Annotated in this window: 9 protein-coding genes; 5 read left to right on the top strand and 4 right to left on the bottom strand. The window is 64.9% G+C overall.

Features of this window, described 5'->3' with window-relative positions; genetic code table 11:
• Positions 1–60 precede the first annotated feature (60 nt).
• The gene (gene ggt, locus MUN81_RS07665) at positions 61–1,812 is read right to left on the bottom strand and encodes a gamma-glutamyltransferase (RefSeq protein WP_245116515.1); all 1,752 of its coding nucleotides are present in this window, start codon (positions 1,810–1,812) and stop codon (positions 61–63) included.
• Between the two features lie 229 nt (positions 1,813–2,041).
• Between ggt and MUN81_RS07670 the strand changes: the two genes are divergently transcribed.
• The 3 genes from MUN81_RS07670 to MUN81_RS07680 all read left to right on the top strand — a co-directional run bounded on the left by MUN81_RS07670 (position 2,042) and on the right by MUN81_RS07680 (position 8,049).
• Entirely contained in the window at positions 2,042–4,123 is a 2,082-nt protein-coding gene (locus MUN81_RS07670) for an alpha amylase C-terminal domain-containing protein (protein ID WP_245116517.1), read from the top strand.
• Between the two features lie 235 nt (positions 4,124–4,358).
• Positions 4,359–7,517, top strand: coding sequence for a glycoside hydrolase family 2 TIM barrel-domain containing protein (locus MUN81_RS07675; protein WP_245116519.1), 3,159 nt, complete (start codon positions 4,359–4,361; stop codon positions 7,515–7,517).
• A 61-nt stretch (positions 7,518–7,578) separates the two neighbouring features.
• Positions 7,579–8,049: a hypothetical protein gene (locus tag MUN81_RS07680; protein ID WP_245116521.1), complete on the top strand. Its 471-nt coding sequence runs from the start codon at positions 7,579–7,581 to the stop codon at positions 8,047–8,049.
• 134 nt (positions 8,050–8,183) lie between these two features.
• Here the strand turns inward: MUN81_RS07680 and MUN81_RS07685 are convergent, their stop codons facing one another.
• From MUN81_RS07685 to MUN81_RS07695, 3 genes are all read right to left on the bottom strand, one after another.
• Positions 8,184–10,064, bottom strand: coding sequence for a glycoside hydrolase family 13 protein (locus MUN81_RS07685; RefSeq protein ID WP_245116529.1), 1,881 nt, complete (start codon positions 10,062–10,064; stop codon positions 8,184–8,186).
• A gap of 175 nt (positions 10,065–10,239) precedes the next feature.
• Positions 10,240–10,710 (bottom strand): YdeI/OmpD-associated family protein, encoded by a 471-nt coding sequence (locus MUN81_RS07690; protein WP_245116531.1) that lies wholly within the window; start codon positions 10,708–10,710, stop codon positions 10,240–10,242.
• A 77-nt stretch (positions 10,711–10,787) separates the two neighbouring features.
• Positions 10,788–11,999, bottom strand: coding sequence for a glycosyltransferase family 4 protein (locus MUN81_RS07695; RefSeq protein ID WP_245116533.1), 1,212 nt, complete (start codon positions 11,997–11,999; stop codon positions 10,788–10,790).
• A 391-nt stretch (positions 12,000–12,390) separates the two neighbouring features.
• Here MUN81_RS07695 and MUN81_RS07700 point away from each other — a divergent pair, with 391 nt between their 5' ends.
• Positions 12,391–14,853 carry a glycoside hydrolase family 31 protein gene (locus MUN81_RS07700; protein WP_245116535.1) on the top strand — a complete coding sequence of 821 codons (2,463 nt, stop codon included), beginning with the start codon at positions 12,391–12,393 and terminating at the stop codon, positions 14,851–14,853.
• Positions 14,854–14,881: 28 nt separating this feature from the next.
• Positions 14,882–15,526: a hypothetical protein gene (locus MUN81_RS07705; protein WP_245116537.1), complete on the top strand. Its 645-nt coding sequence runs from the start codon at positions 14,882–14,884 to the stop codon at positions 15,524–15,526.
• The last annotated feature ends 248 nt before the right edge of the window (positions 15,527–15,774 follow it).

Genomic DNA, 15,774 nt, shown 5'->3' on the forward strand with positions numbered 1-15,774 from the left:
TAATAAGCACTAAAAAAGCCCACTGGATGATTCCAGTGGGCTTTTTTAGTGCTCAATTGCCTAGTACCCCACGGCGGTGTCGTCGCCGCGCGGGTCGGCGCCGCCCTCCAGGGTGCCGTCGGGCAGCACGTGGATGATGTCGAGGCGGCCCCAGGGCAGGCGGGGATTGGGATGATAGCCGCGGGCGCGCAGGGTGTCCTGGGCGGCGGGCAGCAGGGCACCGGCTTCCACGTCGAGCAGGTCGGGCAGCCACTGGTGGTGCAGGCGCGGCCCGGTCACTACCTGCTGGGCGTTCAAACCGTAGTCGACAATGCCCAAAATGGATTGCAACACGCTGGTGATGATGGTGCTGCCGCCAGGCGAGCCCGTGACGAGGGCCACGCGGCCGTTGTGGGTAAGGATGGTGGGTGTCATGCTGCTGAGCATGCGCTTGCCGGGGGCAATGGCGTTGGCCGTGCCACCCACCAAGCCATAGGAGTTGGGCACGCCGGCTTTGGCCGAGAAGTCGTCCATCTCGTTGTTCAGCAGAAAGCCAGCGCCGGGCACCACCACTTTGCTGCCGTAAGCGCCGTTGAGGGTGGTGGTGCAGCTCACGGCGTTGCCTAGCGCGTCCACAATGCTGTAGTGCGTGGTTTGGTCGCTTTCGTAGCCGGGCAGGCTGGTGCCGGCCGTCACCTCCGCGCTGGCCGAAGCCCGGCCGCGCGAGCGCATGGAACCGGCCCGCTGGTGGTTGTAGTCCACGTCGAGCAGCTTTTGGGTGGGCACTAGGCCAAAGTCCGGGTCGCCGAGGTAGGTGGCGCGGTCGGCGTAGGCGCGGCGTTCGGCCTCGGTGATGTAGTGCACGGCCAGGGGTGTGTGGTAGCCGGCCTGGGCCAGGTCCACGGGCTCCAGCATTTGCAGCATTTGCAGCAGGGCCACGCCGCCAGAGCTGGGCGGCGGCATCGTAATCACGTCGTAGTCGCGGTAGCGGCCGCGCAGGGGCTCGCGCCACTTGGCGCGGTAGCCGTCGAGGTCGGTTTGGCTCACCAGTCCGCCGCCGCGTTTCATCTCGGCCAGCAGCAGGCGGGCGGTTTCGCCGCGGTAGAAGCCGGCGCGGCCCTGGTCGCGGATGCGGGTGAGGGTGCGGGCCAGCTCGGGTAGGCGCAAGGTGTCGCCGGGCTGCCAGTCGCCGCCACCGGGCCGCACGTAGGCCGGCACGTTGCCGGGGTTGTACTTCTGGAATTCAGCCTTGGTGCGGTTGAGGCCGGCGGCTTCCTTGGTGGTGAGCACGAAGCCCCGGGTGGCCAGCGCCACGGCCGGCTGCAGCAGCGTGGGCCACGACAGCTTGCCCAGCTGCTTATGCAGCGTCACCATGCCGGCCACGGTGCCGGGCGTGCCCACGGCCAGCGGGCCGGCGGTGCTCAGGCCGGGCACTACGTTGCCGGCTTTGTCGAGGTACATGTCGCGCGAGGCGGCGGAGGGAGCGGTTTCGCGGAAGTCGAGCGAGCCGGCCGAGCCGTTGCGGTCGCGGTAGAGCAGGAAGCCGCCGCCGCCGATGTTGCCGGCCACGGGCAGCACCACGGCCAGGGCAAACTGTACGGCCACGGCCGCGTCGTAGGCGTTGCCGCCGCGCTGCAGGATTTGGGTACCAATCTTAGAAGCTTCGGGGTGAGCCGAGACCACCATGGCGTAGCGGGCCAGCTTGGGTGCGGCAGCTTTGGGCAACGGCGTGCCCAGCGAGCCCTCGAAGGCGCGCGAAGTAGACGTAACCGGCCGCTCGGCTGAGCAGGCCATCAGCAGGGCCAGGGAAATAGTGAGTACACGTTTCAGCATTGGGCAAAATAACGGGAATAATGCCGCTGGGCAATACAATAGACGATGAACAAGACGCAATTCGCGCCGGCCGTCGTTCTGGGCGCCGCGAAGGAGCTTCTTCAGTCAAAGCGGCTTTTCGGGCGCAGTGAGAAGGCCCTTTGCAGGGCGGCAGCTGGATGAGGAGGGCCGGCGATTTCCCGATTCAATTACAGACGGCGCTACATTTGGGCAAAACCACTTCCACACCATGGCTAAGTCGAAACCCACTGCGCCGGCAGCTTCCCCCGTCGCTGCGGCCGCTACCAAGGCGGCGCCCCGTGCCCGCCGCCCCGCGCCGCTGTCCCTCGTGAAGCAGGATGCCTGGCTGGCGCCCTTCGAGCCCGTGCTGCGCCAGCGCCAGGAGCGCCTGCGGGCCCGCCTGGCCGAAATTGAGCACTACCACGGCTCGCTGCTAAACTACGCCACCGCCCACCAGCAGCTGGGCCTGAACCACGACGCCGGCCGCGGCGGCTGGGTGTACCGCGAGTGGGCGCCCGGCGCCGAGGCCCTGTTCCTGATTGGCGACTTCAACCACTGGGACCGCCAGGCCAACCCGCTGCAAAAGCTGGATTTTGGGGTGTGGGAAGTGTTTTTGCCCGATGCGGAGTACGACCAGCGCCTCGCGCACGGCAGCCGCTTCAAGGTGCATGTGGTGGCCAACGGCCAGGGCAAGGACCGCCTGCCAGCCACCCTGCGCCGCGCCGTGCAGGACGACGAAACCAAGGACTTCGCTGGCCAGGTGTGGCGCCCCGAAACTGAGTTCCGCTGGACCGACCAGAAGTTTCGGCCCGCTACTGCCGCCAAAGAGCCGCTCATTTACGAGGCCCACGTGGGCATGGCCACCGAGGAAGGCCGGGTGGGCACCTATTGCGAATTCGCCGAAAACGTGCTGCCCCGCATCGAAGCCGGCGGCTACAACACCATCCAGCTGATGGCCGTGCAGGAACACCCGTACTACGGCTCCTTCGGCTACCACGTGGCCAATTTGTTTGCGGCCAGCTCGCGCTTCGGCACGCCCGAAGACCTGAAGTTTCTCATCAACGAAGCCCACCGGCGCGGCATTGCCGTGCTGCTCGACGTGGTGCATTCGCACGCCGTGAAAAACGAGGCCGAGGGCCTGGCCGATTTCGACGGCTCCGGCAACCTCTACTTTCACAAAGGCGAGCGCGGCAACCACCCCGGCTGGGACAGCAAGCTGTTCGACTACGGCCGGCCCGAGGTGCAGCAGTTCTTGCTGAGCAACGTGCGCTACTGGCTGGAAGAGTACCACTTCGACGGCTTCCGCTTCGATGGCGTGACGAGCATGCTCTACCATCACCACGGCGAGGGCGTGGCCTTTGTGGGCTACGACAACTACTTCGGCCCGGCTGCCGACGAGGACGCCATTCTCTACCTGCAGCTGGCCACCACGCTGGCCCACGAGTTCAAGAAAGGCAGCCTGCTGGTGGCCGAGGACATGAGCGGCCTGCCCGGCCTGTGCCGGCCCATCAAGGAAGGCGGCGTGGGCTTCGACTACCGCCTGGCCATGGGCATTCCCGACTACTGGATTAAGCTGCTCAAGCACACCCCCGACGAGCACTGGCCCCTGGGCGAGCTGTGGTACACCCTCACCAACCGCCGGGCCGGCGAAAAAACCATTGCCTACGCCGAAAGCCACGACCAAGCTTTGGTGGGCGACAAAACCTTGTCGCACTGGTTGTTCGATGCCGGCATCTACGCCCACATGCACAACATGGACGGCGACCCCGGCGCGGCACGGGCCCTGGCCCTGCACAAAATCATTCGGCTGCTCACGCTGGCGGCCGGCGGCGAGGGCTACCTTACCTTCATCGGCAACGAGTTTGGGCACCCCGAGTGGGTCGACTTCCCGCGCGAGGGCAACGGCTGGAGCTACCAGTTTGCCCGCCGCCAGTGGAGCCTGGGCGACAACCCCGAGCTGAAGTTCTACCAGATGGGCGCCTTCGACAAGGCCCTGATTCACCTGGCCAAAGCCCGCCACCTGCTGGCTGCCGGCCCGGCCACGCTGCTCAAGCACGACGAGGAAAACCAGGTGCTGGCTTTTGAGCGCGACGGCCTGGTGTTCATTGTGAACCTGCACGTGGAGCGCAGCCTCACCGACTACCGCTTCTGGGTGACGCAGGAGGGCAAATACCGCGTGGTGCTCTCGACAGACAATAGCCGCTTCGGCGGTTTCAATCGGGCTGATGAGGCCTTTGAGTACGAGACGTACGAGCACCAGCTCAGCCTGTACCTGCCCAGCCGGGTGGCGCTGGTGCTGGCGCGGGAGTAGGGCTTAGGCCTTTGCGTGCCTTCTTGCCTTCGCCAGCTGCGTTCCAGCGGCAGGATGTGTTGCGGAGTAAGAAGGTAGTTAACAGAATGCGGTTGAAACGGCGTATTCGCGTCTCATCGTTAAACTGCTTGCGCCTGCTGGGCGCAAACGAAGCCTGACGGAACCCGGACAGCACGGCCGCCACAGCTGGCCCGCGGCCGGGACCGCCCCGCCTTTCCCCTCTTTCCACCCGCGCATGTTTGTTTTTCGATTGCTAACCCTGAGCTGGCTGCTGGCTGCCGGTGCGGCCGCTGCCCAAACCGTTCCGCAGGAGTGGGAGCGGCCCGAGGTGGTGGACCAGCACAAGGAGAAGGCCCACGCCAGCTTCATGGTGTATGAGCGACCCGCCGACGTGGCCGCCAACGACTACGCCCGCTCGCCCTGGTACCAGTCGCTGAACGGCGCCTGGAAGTTCAGCTACGTGGCCCGGCCCGACCTGCGCCCGGCCGGCTTTGAGCGGCCCGGCTACGACGACGCGGCCTGGTCCACCCTGGCCGTGCCCTCCAATTGGGAGCTGCAGGGCTTCGGGCTGCCCATCTACACCAACCTCGTGTACCCGTTTCCGCGCAACGCCCCGTTCATCGACGGGCGCGACAACCCCGTGGGCAGCTACCGGCGCCGCTTCACGGTGCCGGCCGCCTGGGCGGGCCGCGAGGTGCTGCTCACCTTCGGCTCCATCTCGGGCTACGCCGTGGTGTATGTGAACGGGCAGCGCGTGGGCATGAGCAAAGTGGCCAAGTCGCCGGCCGAGTTCGACATCACGAAGTACCTGCAACCCGGCGAAAACACCCTGGCCGTGCAGGTAACGCGCTGGCATGACGGCAGCTACCTCGAAGACCAGGACTTCTGGCGCGTGTCGGGCCTCGACCGCGACGTGTACCTCTACAGCCTGCCGCAGCACACCATCTGGGACTTTTTCGCCCACGCCGACCTCGACCCCAGCTACCGAAACGGCCGGTTCAGCGTCGACGTCACGCTGCGCAACTTCGCCGCCGCGGCCCCGGCGCCGGCCCGCCTCACCGTGGAAGTGCTGGACGCCAATGGCAAAACCGTGCTGCGCCAGCAGCAGCCCGTGCCCAGCGGGGTAGGCAACGCGGGCACCGCCGCCACCCAAACCGTGCAACTGGCCGGCACCGTGAAGAACGTGCGCCCCTGGAGCGCCGAAATCCCCACGCTCTACCAGTGCCGCCTCACCCTGGCCGACGCCCAGGGCAAGCCGCTGGCCATCACGGGCTGCCGCATCGGCTTCCGCAAAGTCGAAATCAAGAATGCCCAGCTGCTGCTCAACGGCGTGCCGCTGGAAGTGCACGGCGTGAACCGCCACGAGTGGGAGCCCACCACCGGCCGCGCCGTGACCGAGGCCGGCATGCGCCGCGACCTGCAGCTGATGAAGCAGTTCAACATCAACGCGGTGCGCACCAGCCACTACCCCAACGACGAGCGGTGGTACCGCCTCTGCGATGAGCTGGGCTTTTACCTGGTGGACGAGGCCAACATCGAAACCCACGGCTATGGCGCCGAGCTGCAGGGCCGCTTCGACAAAAGCAAGCACCCGGCCTACCGCCCCGAGTGGGCACCTGCGCACCGCGACCGCATCGACCGGTTGGTGGAGCGCGACAAAAACCACCCCTCGGTCATCATCTGGAGCATGGGCAACGAGTGCGGCAACGGCCCGGTCTTCCACGACGCCTACACTTGGCTGAAGCAGCGCGACCCCAGCCGGCCGGTGTCGTTTGAGCAGGCCGGCGAAGACGTGGACACCGACATCGTGGCGCCCATGTACCCCGGCATGGGCTCGATGAAAAAATACGCCGACGCCACCGACAAAACGCGCCCCTACATCATGTGCGAGTACTCGCACGCCATGGGCAACAGCAACGGCAACTTTCAGGAATACTGGGACTTGATTCGGAGCAAGCCGCACCTGCAGGGCGGTTTCATCTGGGATTGGGTCGACCAGGGCCTGCGCGCCGAGCACTACGGCTTGCCCTACTTTGCCTACGGCGGCGACCTGGGCGGCTACAACCGCCAAAACGACGAAAACTTCTGCGCCAACGGCCTCGTGGCCGCCGACCGCACGCCCCACCCCGGCCTGTGGGAGGTGAAAAAAGTGTACCAGGACATCCGGTTCAGCGCCGCCCAGCCGGCCACGGGCCGTATTACGGTCTTCAACGGTTTCGCCTTCCGCCCCCTCGACAACTACGACTTCCGGTGGGAACTGCTGAAAAACGGCGCCGTGGCCAAAACCGGCACCTTCGGCTTGAAGCTGGCGGCTGGCCGGCAGCAGGAAATGAAGCTGCCGCTGCCCGCCCTGGCCGCCGCGCCGGGCACCGAGTACGTGCTCAACGTGGTGGCGCTCACCAAAAGCGCCGCCCCGCTGGTGCCGGCCGGCCACGAGGTGGCCCGCGAGCAGTTTCGCCTCACGCCCGAGGCCGCCTATTTCGAGCACCCGGCGGATACTGCCGGTGAGCTGCAAATCAAGCGTGAAGGCAACAAGCTAACCTTCAGTGCTGGTGGCGTTAGCGGCGAATTCGACACGGCGCTGGGCCGGCTGAGTAACTACCGCCGCGGCGAAACTCTGGTCATTGCCCAATACCCGGAGCCGTATTTCTGGCGCGCGCCCACCGACAACGACTTCGGTTCCGGCATGCCTCAGCGGCTGGGCGTGTGGCGCACGGCGCACGCGGCCCGCAAGGTGCAGCGCGTGACGGTGGGCGAGCAGTCGGCCGCCGGCCTGCCCATCCAGGTCGACTATCTGCTCACCGACATTGCCGTGTACTACTCTGTGGCCTACCTCATCAGGCCCGACGGCGCGGTGCAAGTCACGGCCGGCATCGACCTGACCGGGCGCGACCTACCCGAGCTGCCCCGCTTCGGCATGCGCCTGGAGCTGCTTGGCCAGTACCAGGCGCTGGCCTACTACGGCCGCGGCCCCTGGGAAAACTACCAGGACCGCAACACAGCCAGCTTTCTGGGCGTGTACCGCGACTCAGTGGCCCGCCAGTACGCCAACACCTACATCCGCCCCCAGGAGGGCGGCTACCACACCGACACCCGCTGGCTCACGCTCACCAACGCCGCCGGCCAGGGCCTGCGCATTGAGGGCGCCCAGCCGCTGAGTTTCAGTGCCCTCGACGTGCGCGCCGAGGAGCTGGACCCCGGCCTCAGCAAAAAGCAGCAGCACACCACCGACGTGAAGCGCCACGACCGGGTGTTCCTGAGCGTGGACCTGAAACAGCGCGGCGTGGGCGGCGACAACAGCTGGGGCGCCCAGCCCCACGACGCCTACCGCCTGCTCGACAAGCAGTACCGCTACACATACACCCTGCGCCTGATTGACGAAAAAGCGCCGTAGCGCGGCCGTGCCCGGCCTGTGGCGGTGGTAGAAGCGCAGTTTTTTGCGTACTATCGTGGATATGAAACACTTCTTTCTCCTGCTCAGCGGTTGGGCGCTGGTTGCCGGCTGCGGCGCCGACTCAGTGCAGAACCTGCCAACGCCCGCGACGGGGGACGACAAGAGCACCATTCATTACATCGTCAACGGGCGCACCATCACTCAGGAAGCCCGGTTGAGCTACCAGCCCGCCACCCCGCCGACCCGAAATTTTGATGTGCTCAACATCGAGGCGGGGGACACGGCCCGGAGTTCGGGCGGCCCGTACGTGCAGGTGGTCTTCCTCAAGGGCGCGGGCCGGCCGGAGAGCGAATACGGCGTGGTGGCCATTCGTTATTTCGACCCAACCACCAGCCTCACGTGGGGCATTGGCCCGCGGGGCACCCTGGGCCGGTGGAACGGCGGCTGGCGCGGCTCCTTTTCCGGCGTGGCGGACGACCGGCTCGGGCCTGCCCGGGCACTCATCGAAGGGGAGTTCATCAACGTGCGCTGAGGCGCCGCGCGCCCAGCAAGCAGTGGCCGCCGTGCTGCGCGGCGGCCCGCAAGGTCAGGACGCGTCCATACACGGGCGCCGGCAGTTGGCGAGTGGAGCGTATGGGCACAGCGGTTACCAGCTGTTTCGAAGGGCTATTTGCCCAGCTCCAGCACCACGGCGGTTTTGGCGGGCAGCTGCAGCGTGGCGAGGCTGCTCAGGCTCTCGCCCGTCAGCACGTTGCGGGCTTTGCTAAAGCCGGCCATGCGCTCCGAGAAGCGGGCCGTGGGCAGACTGGCGGGCTTGTCGGTGGTATTCGAGGCTACCATCACGGTACCGGTGGCGTCGTAGCGGAAGTACACGTAAAGGCCGTTTTCGGGCAGGTACTGCATCAGCTGGCCGGTGTGCAGCACCTTATGGTCGCGGCGGTAGGTGGCCAGCTTGCGCACGAAGTCGAAGGCTTCGTTTTCGCGGGCCGAGCGGCCGGCGGCGGTGAACTTGTCTTCCTTGTCGCCGGGCCAGCCGCCGGGGAAATCCTTGCGCACCTCGGCATCGGTGGGGTCCTTGAAATTTTTCATCAGGATTTCGGTGCCGTAGTACAGGCTCGGGATGCCGCGGGTGGTGAGCAGCCAGGTCAGGCCCAGCTTGTACTTGTCAAGGTCGTCGCCGATTTCGGACAGGAAGCGGTTATGGTCGTGGTTGTCGAGGAAGGTCACGAGGCGGGTCGGGTCCTGGTACACCACGTCCTGGGCCAGGGCCTGGTACACGCGCTGGGCACCACCGTCCCAGCCGGAAACAGCCGGCGTGCCGGTGTCCTTCAGTGCGCCCAGCAGGGCCCCTTCGAGCACGAAGTCGAGTGCGCCGGGCTGGTTCGACTTGAAGGGAAAGTCAATCTTGCTGCGGGTGTAGTAGGCCTGGTCGATGGCATTCGTCACCGCCGACTCGCCAAAAATGTGAATGCGCGGGTACTCGGCCAGCAGCGCCGCGTTGCAGCGGTTCATAAACGGCTGGTCGTTATACAAATAGGTGTCGACCCGCCAGGCATCGATGCCGAAGTTCTCGACGCACCAGATGGCGTTTTCAATCAGGTAGTTGGCCACGTAGGGGTTCTGCTGATTGAGGTCCGGCAGGAAGGGCACAAACCAGCCGTCGAGCGTGATTTTGCGGTCAATCCGGGCCGCGTGCGGGTCGGTGATGGGCGTGTAGCGGTAGGTGGTGTTGGTGTAGCTGGGCCACTGGTGCAGCCAGCTTTTCATGGGCAGGTCCTGCAGTATCCAGTGGGTGTTGCCCACGTGGTTGTACACGGCGTCCTGCACCACTTTCAGGCCGGCGGCGTGGGCCTGCTGCACGTAGCTTTTGTAGGCCGCGTTGCCGCCCAGGCGCCGGTCCACGTTGTATTGGTCCGTGAAGCCGTAGCCGTGGTAGGAGGCGCGCATGGTGCCAGCCTCGTTGGTGAGCGGCTGGTTGTTTTCGAGCACTGGCGTAAACCACACGGCCGTCACGCCCAGGTCTTTGAGGTAGGGGATGCGCTGGGCCGCGCCCTGCAGGTCGCCGCCGTGGCGGAAGAAGGGGTTGGCGCGGTCGTGGTTGGGGTCGCGCAGGTCGGCGAACTTGTCGTTGGCCGGGTCGCCGTTGGCAAACCGGTCGGGCATGGCCAGGTAGATGAAGTCGGCGGCCGTTACGCCCTGGGCTTTAGGAGCGTTGTCGCGGGCTTTCAGCACCCAGGTCTGCGTCACGGTCTGGCTGCCTTTTTTGCCCACCAGCCGCACCGTGCCAGGCTTGGCCGCGGGCGAGATGCTGAGGTCGAGAAAGGCGTAATTGGGATTCTCGACGGTGTTGGTTTTCACCAGCTTCACCCCGGGGTAGCTCACGGTGTAGGCGAGGGTGCCCGCGCCGGGCCCGTGCACCAGCAGCTGCACGTTGGGGTTTTTCATGCCCACCCACCAGTTGGTGGGGTTCACGCGGTCGATGCTGGCGTTCTGGGCGTTGGCCAGCAGCGGGAGCAGCAACAGGAGCAGCAGGTGGCTTTTTTTCATGGGGGTTGGCTGGTGGGAAACCAAGCAGTGCGAGAAGAACCAATAATCAGAACGTCATGTCGAGCGCAGCCGAGACATCTCGCGTGCAATAGTAAATCCTGCCGATTGGATTACTTCCCCACGCGAGATGCCTCGGCTGCGCTCGGCATGACGTTTTATGCAAAAGCTGAGACTGCTACCCGCGCTTGCGGCCCTGCGTGAGCATGGCCACGGCCTCGCCAAGGCGCTTGGTGCGGGTTTCGGGCTTTTTGGCGCCTTCCAGCCAGCGCACGTACTCGCGCTGGTGGGTGTAGGCCAGCTTGTTGAAGTAGGCGGCGGCTTTGTGGTTGGCGGCCAGTTCGGCGGCCAGGTCGGCTGGGGCTTCCATCTTGCGCTCGGCCGTGTCGCGCGCCAGCGTCACGCGCACCGTGTCGCCCACGGTTTTGTCGATGGCTTTGCGGATTTGCTTGAGCAGGAGCAGGGCGTGGTGGCCGTCGCCGAGGGGCACGGCGCTGCCCTGGTAGGGGTAGCCGTCGAAGGTAGCCTGCACGGGAATGCGGCCGCGCGTGCCGTACACTTCCTGCACCGAAAAGGGCAGCACCACAAACACGCCGGCGTGGTCTTCGCCGGCTTCCAATACGGCTTCAAATTCGTGTTCGGGCTGCATGCAGGGTCTTTGTTGAAGTGGCTATAATGAGGTCAGGCCACAAAGGAAACCAATTCGAGCCAAGCCGGCCGCCGGCCCTAGCCGGCTGCCACCTCGCGCAGCACGGCCCGCACGGCCTCCTCATCATGAGCCGCCACCACGCGCACGTCGGCTACATCGGGTCCGTATTGCTGCAGGAGCTGGCGGCGCACCGCCTCGCTGGGCACCAGCACCAGGCGCGCCCGGCGCAGGGCCATGCGCTCCACTTCCAGCAGCCAGCCACCCTCGGCCGAGGCCAGGTCGCTGGTCAGGCCGGCCGCGTACAGCACCAGCGGCAGCCGCGAGCGGTTGCGGATTTCCAGCGCCGCCAGCCAGGCCGGCCAGTTGGGGGCGTATATCACCTCGAAATCGGTGCGGCCGTGCACCAGCTGCGCCGCTTGCCGGGCGTACTGAATCATGCGAAAATTCAGGCCGTCGAGCGCGGGCACGCGCGGCGCCGGCTCGGCCGGCTGCTCCGGCGCGGGCACAGCACCCGTTTCCGTCTCCATAGCTGCGCCGCTCAGTGCCGGCGCATCAGGAGTGAGGTTGTCTTCCGGGGCATTCAGCGCCTGCGCTTCGGCCGCGCCAATTTCTTCGGTGGGCTCGTCGAAAGCTTCGGAGAAGAGCGAAGCCGCCGGGGCTTCATTGTCCATTTCGGCATTATCGGCCGGGTTCTCTTCGGTCGATGACGCTGCTTCGGCTTCCGGGGCGGCGGGCCCGGCCAGCGGGCTGAAGCCGGCGGGCCAGCTCAGGGCTGCCTGGGCCAGGTCGGCCGCTTCGCGCACGCTGGAAGCGGGCACGAGCGGCGCCACCGGCACCACTACCGCCGAGGACGCTGGCGCCGCAGATTCGGCGCTGGCGCCGAGGTAGGGGGCCGCCGGCGCAACCCAGCGGACGCGCTGCGGCGCATGGGCACCAGTGGGCCACTGGCTGCGCGCCGATGCTGCCGCAGGTGTAGCAACGGTGCTGGGGGCCGGCAGCGCGGCCTGGGTTTCAGCCGGAGTGGTGGCGGGCGGCAGCTCTGCCAGGCCAATCAGGAGCGAGGCGATGGCGCCTGCAGTTTCCGTGGCCGCCGTATCCACGCGCCGGATGCCGGGCGTTGCCGGAGCTGCGGCACTTTCGGCGGTGCTGTCAGTATCAGCTTCAGAAGTGTCTTCGGCGTCTTGGAATGCAGCCGTTTCATGGGCTGCGAAGGCGTTTTCAGCAGTAGAAGGGGCGGTGGGGGCGTTGCCTGACGTGGTAGATGCGTCGGGCGCTGCTTCGGCTGGCAAGTGGGGGTAGAGGGCCAGCACGGGCTGCTGGGCGGCGAGGTGGTAGACCAGCGGCAGGGTGGGGGCAGGGCCGCCCCGCCGAGCACGGCCACCAGCGGGTCGGCATCGTCCCAGGCCAGCAGCAGAACGGAGAAATCGGACGGGGTCATGGGCAGCAAAAAGGGGCAAAACGGGCCGGCGCAGGCCGGGAAGTGGGCGCGGTGCGCTATCAGTCGTCAATGCTACGCAAGCCAACCCACATATCGGCGAAAAATCTGCGCCGGCCGAAAATTTCGGCCGCAGCCAGCCCGGAAAAAGTAACTTGCGTACTTAACCCTCGCTCAACCGGCTCGGCCGGTGTTTTCGCGCCCGGCTCGGCCGCGGCGCTTGCTTTTGCCCCGAACTAACATTTATGGATACCTCGATTCAGGAAAATAACTACATGGTGAACGACCTGGCGGCCAAAAGCCACCAGGAACATTACCCCGGCGAAGTCATTCGCTTCGACCAACTCGACGACCACCGCTTCCTTTTCAACTGCCAGAACGGCGTGCGCCTGCTGCTGCACGTGCTGAGCGACAAAATCCTGCGCTTCCGCTACCTCACCGACGGCCCCCTCAACCCCGATTTCTCCTACGCCGTGCCCGCCGATGCCACCACGCGCATGGCCCCGGCCCTGGTGGAATTCCGCGAAAAGCCCGACCACTACCGCCTCACCACGGCCCGCCTCATCTGCATCATTCAGAAGGAAACGCTGAAAACCCGCGTGCTGGACCGCTCGGGCACCGTGCTGAGCGACGACGAAAAAGGCTTCCACTGGGAGTACGACTACGACACCGGCAACGACATCGTGAAGATGAGCAAGCAGGTGCCGCCCGGCGTGCACTACTACGGCCTCGGCGACAAGCCCGACAACATGAACCTGCGCGGCAAGCGCTTCACCAACTGGGGCTCCGATACCTACGGCTACGTGAAGGGCTCTGACCCGCTCTACAAGAACATCCCGTTCTACCACGTGCTGCACCAGAAAATTGCCCACGGCATTTTCTTCGATAACACCTTCAAAGCCAGCTTCGACTTCGCCGCCGAGCGCGCCGACGTGACCAGCTTCTGGGCCCAGGGCGGCGAGCTGAACTACTACTTCATCTACGGCCCCACGCTGCTGGAGGTGACGCAAGAGTACACCCTGCTCACCTGCCCGCCCGAGCTGCCGCCGCTCTGGACGCTGGGCTACCACCAGTGCAAGTGGAGCTATTTCCCGGAGAGCAACGTGAAGGAAATCACGAGCGGCCTGCGCGACCGCAAAATTCCCTGCGACGCCATCTACCTCGACATCGACTACATGGAGGGCTACCGCTGCTTCACCTGGAGCAAGCAGCACTTCCCCGAGCCCAAACGCTTGGTGCAGGAGCTGGCCGAGGACGGCTTCAAAATGGTGGTCATCATCGACCCCGGCATCAAGATTGACCCGGAGTATTCGGTGTACCAGGAAGGCATTGCCAACGACTTCTTCTGCCGCCGCGCCGACGGTCCCCTGATGAAGGGCTCGGTGTGGCCCGGCCTCTGCAACTTCCCCGATTTCACGGCGCCGCGGGTGCGCGAGTGGTGGGCGGGTTTGTTTAAGGAGCTCATCCAAGACATTGGTGTGAAGGGCGTGTGGAACGACATGAACGAGCCGGCCGTATTCGAGAAAGGCACTTTCCCGCCCGACGTCCGCTTCGAGTACGACGGCCACCACGCCTCGCACCAGAAGGCCCACAACATCTACGGCATGCAGATGGCCCGCGCCACCAACGACGGCGTGAAGCAGTTCTGCTACCCCAACCGGCCCTTCACCATCACGCGCAGCACCTACTCGGGCGGCCAGCGCTACTCTTCCGGCTGGACCGGCGACAACATTGCCAGCTGGGACCACCTCTGGCTGGCCAACATCCAGTGCCAGCGCCTGAGCATCTCGGGCTTCAGCTTCATTGGCTCCGACATCGGCGGCTTCGTCGACTCGCCTACGCCCGAACTCTACGCCCGTTGGATTGCGCTGGGGGCCTTCCATCCGTTCTTCCGCACCCACAGCTCCGGCGACCACGGCGACCAGGAGCCCTGGAGCTTCGGCGAGGAGGTGACCGACCTGGCCCGCCACTTCATCGAGCTGCGCTACCGCCTGCTGCCCTACATGTACACCACGTTCTGGCAGTACGCCACGGCGGGCACGCCCATGCTGCGCCCGCTCACCTTCCTCGACCAGAACGACACCGAAACCTACCTGCGCATGGCCGAATTCGGCCTCGGCGACAACCTGCTGGTGTGCCCCATCACCCAGCCCGGCGCCGAGGGCCGCTGGATGTACCTGCCCCGCGGCGACTGGTTCTACTACTGGACCGACGCCCCCACGGCCGGCGGCGCCGAAGTCTGGGCCACCGCCGACCTCACCCGCATCCCGCTCTTCGTGAAGGCCGGCGCCGTACTGCCCATGCAGCCCGTGCTGCAATACGTGGGCGAGAAGGTGATTGAGGAGCTCACCCTGCATGTGTACTACAAAAACGGCACCGCCGAAAGCGTGCACTACGACGACGGCGGCGAGGGCTACGGCTACACTGAAGGCCAGCGCACCGTGCGCCGCTTCACCGTCACGGGCTCGCCGCAGGAATTGGTGCTCACCCAGGCCATCGAGGGCGACTACGCGCCCAGCTACGCCACCTACCGCGTGGTGCTGCACGGCGTGCCCGGCGCTTTGGAGGCCACGGCCGATGGCCAAGTAGCTGGAGTGGCGGAAGTAACTTTGGAAACGGGCTTGGTGTTGCCCAGCCTCGTGGTGCCGGTGGGCTTTGGCGAGGTGCGGATGAGCGTGGCGGGAGCGGTGGGAGAAGGAAAAGTATAAAACTGAAACCACAATTGCGGTGCTATTAATGAAAACGAGCTTTTGTTTCCTAGCAAACACCGCCTGCATTATTACCTCAATCTTGCTCGTCAGTTGCACCGGCAGCAATGACGATTTTTTTGAAAAGATGTCTCAGAGAATGAAGCCCGTGCGTACGATGACCGAAGGTTATCGGGTGCTGGATTTGAATAGTCTGACTGACTTTGAATGGGATACTGTTTATTTCTTTAAAGGGGGTTCTTTAGCAGATATGGATATTAAGGATATAAACATGACCATAGGATTCGAATGGAATGGGCCACCTATCGGTTCCGAAGTTCGAAGACTGTTGTTCGTTCGTGGTCGGGAGGTAGTGTCTTACACTGATTTTATGCCTGATGGCGGCGGTGTTGGCCAGCCAATGCCTATTTGGATGTTTGGCTGTAAAGGGGACAAGGGCTCGGGCATAAGCCGAAAAGATGCACGCTTCGCTGTTTTCCGTAACTGCGCTGCTAGTGGAGATTTTCAAATGGTCCCACTAAAATGCGTAGAGGATTCTCGCATTGTTATCGAACAAGGATGTACCGAGAAAACGCTCGAACTATTGAAACATCCATTTCTGTACGATTCAACAGGTAGAATAATACCTGTTATGGAAGATTCAACGGGTATGCTCGTACCTATAAAAAACTGAACCCCATGCTGGCGCACCTCTGCGACGCGCTGCCGACTGGCGTTGAGCCTGCGGCTCGTGTACCGCGCAGTGCCAGCCTGATGTGCAACACCCGAGCCTCGCCGGCCCAGCCGCCGAAGTGGCGGCAGTGACCTGGGAAACGGGCCGGGCGCGGGAGAGGAATCGCCACGCAGGCAGCGGGCGGGTGTCGGTGGTAGCTAGTTTGCTCCTACAAATGGCTTGAATGCATGTACAATTAAGTTATTCGT

It is taken from the genome of Hymenobacter sp. 5317J-9, assembly GCF_022921075.1.
Classification (GTDB): domain Bacteria; phylum Bacteroidota; class Bacteroidia; order Cytophagales; family Hymenobacteraceae; genus Hymenobacter.

Excerpts from the sequence above, each read along its gene's own strand:
- ggt (WP_245116515.1), bottom strand. The coding sequence starts at position 1,812 with ATGCTGAAACGTGTACTCACTATTTCCCTGGCCCTGCTGATGGCCTGC.
- MUN81_RS07670 (WP_245116517.1), top strand. The coding sequence starts at position 2,042 with ATGGCTAAGTCGAAACCCACTGCGCCGGCAGCTTCCCCCGTCGCTGCG.
- MUN81_RS07675 (WP_245116519.1), top strand. The coding sequence starts at position 4,359 with ATGTTTGTTTTTCGATTGCTAACCCTGAGCTGGCTGCTGGCTGCCGGT.
- MUN81_RS07680 (WP_245116521.1), top strand. The coding sequence starts at position 7,579 with ATGAAACACTTCTTTCTCCTGCTCAGCGGTTGGGCGCTGGTTGCCGGC.
- MUN81_RS07685 (WP_245116529.1), bottom strand. The coding sequence starts at position 10,064 with ATGAAAAAAAGCCACCTGCTGCTCCTGTTGCTGCTCCCGCTGCTGGCC.
- MUN81_RS07690 (WP_245116531.1), bottom strand. The coding sequence starts at position 10,710 with ATGCAGCCCGAACACGAATTTGAAGCCGTATTGGAAGCCGGCGAAGAC.
- MUN81_RS07700 (WP_245116535.1), top strand. The coding sequence starts at position 12,391 with ATGGATACCTCGATTCAGGAAAATAACTACATGGTGAACGACCTGGCG.
- MUN81_RS07705 (WP_245116537.1), top strand. The coding sequence starts at position 14,882 with ATGAAAACGAGCTTTTGTTTCCTAGCAAACACCGCCTGCATTATTACC.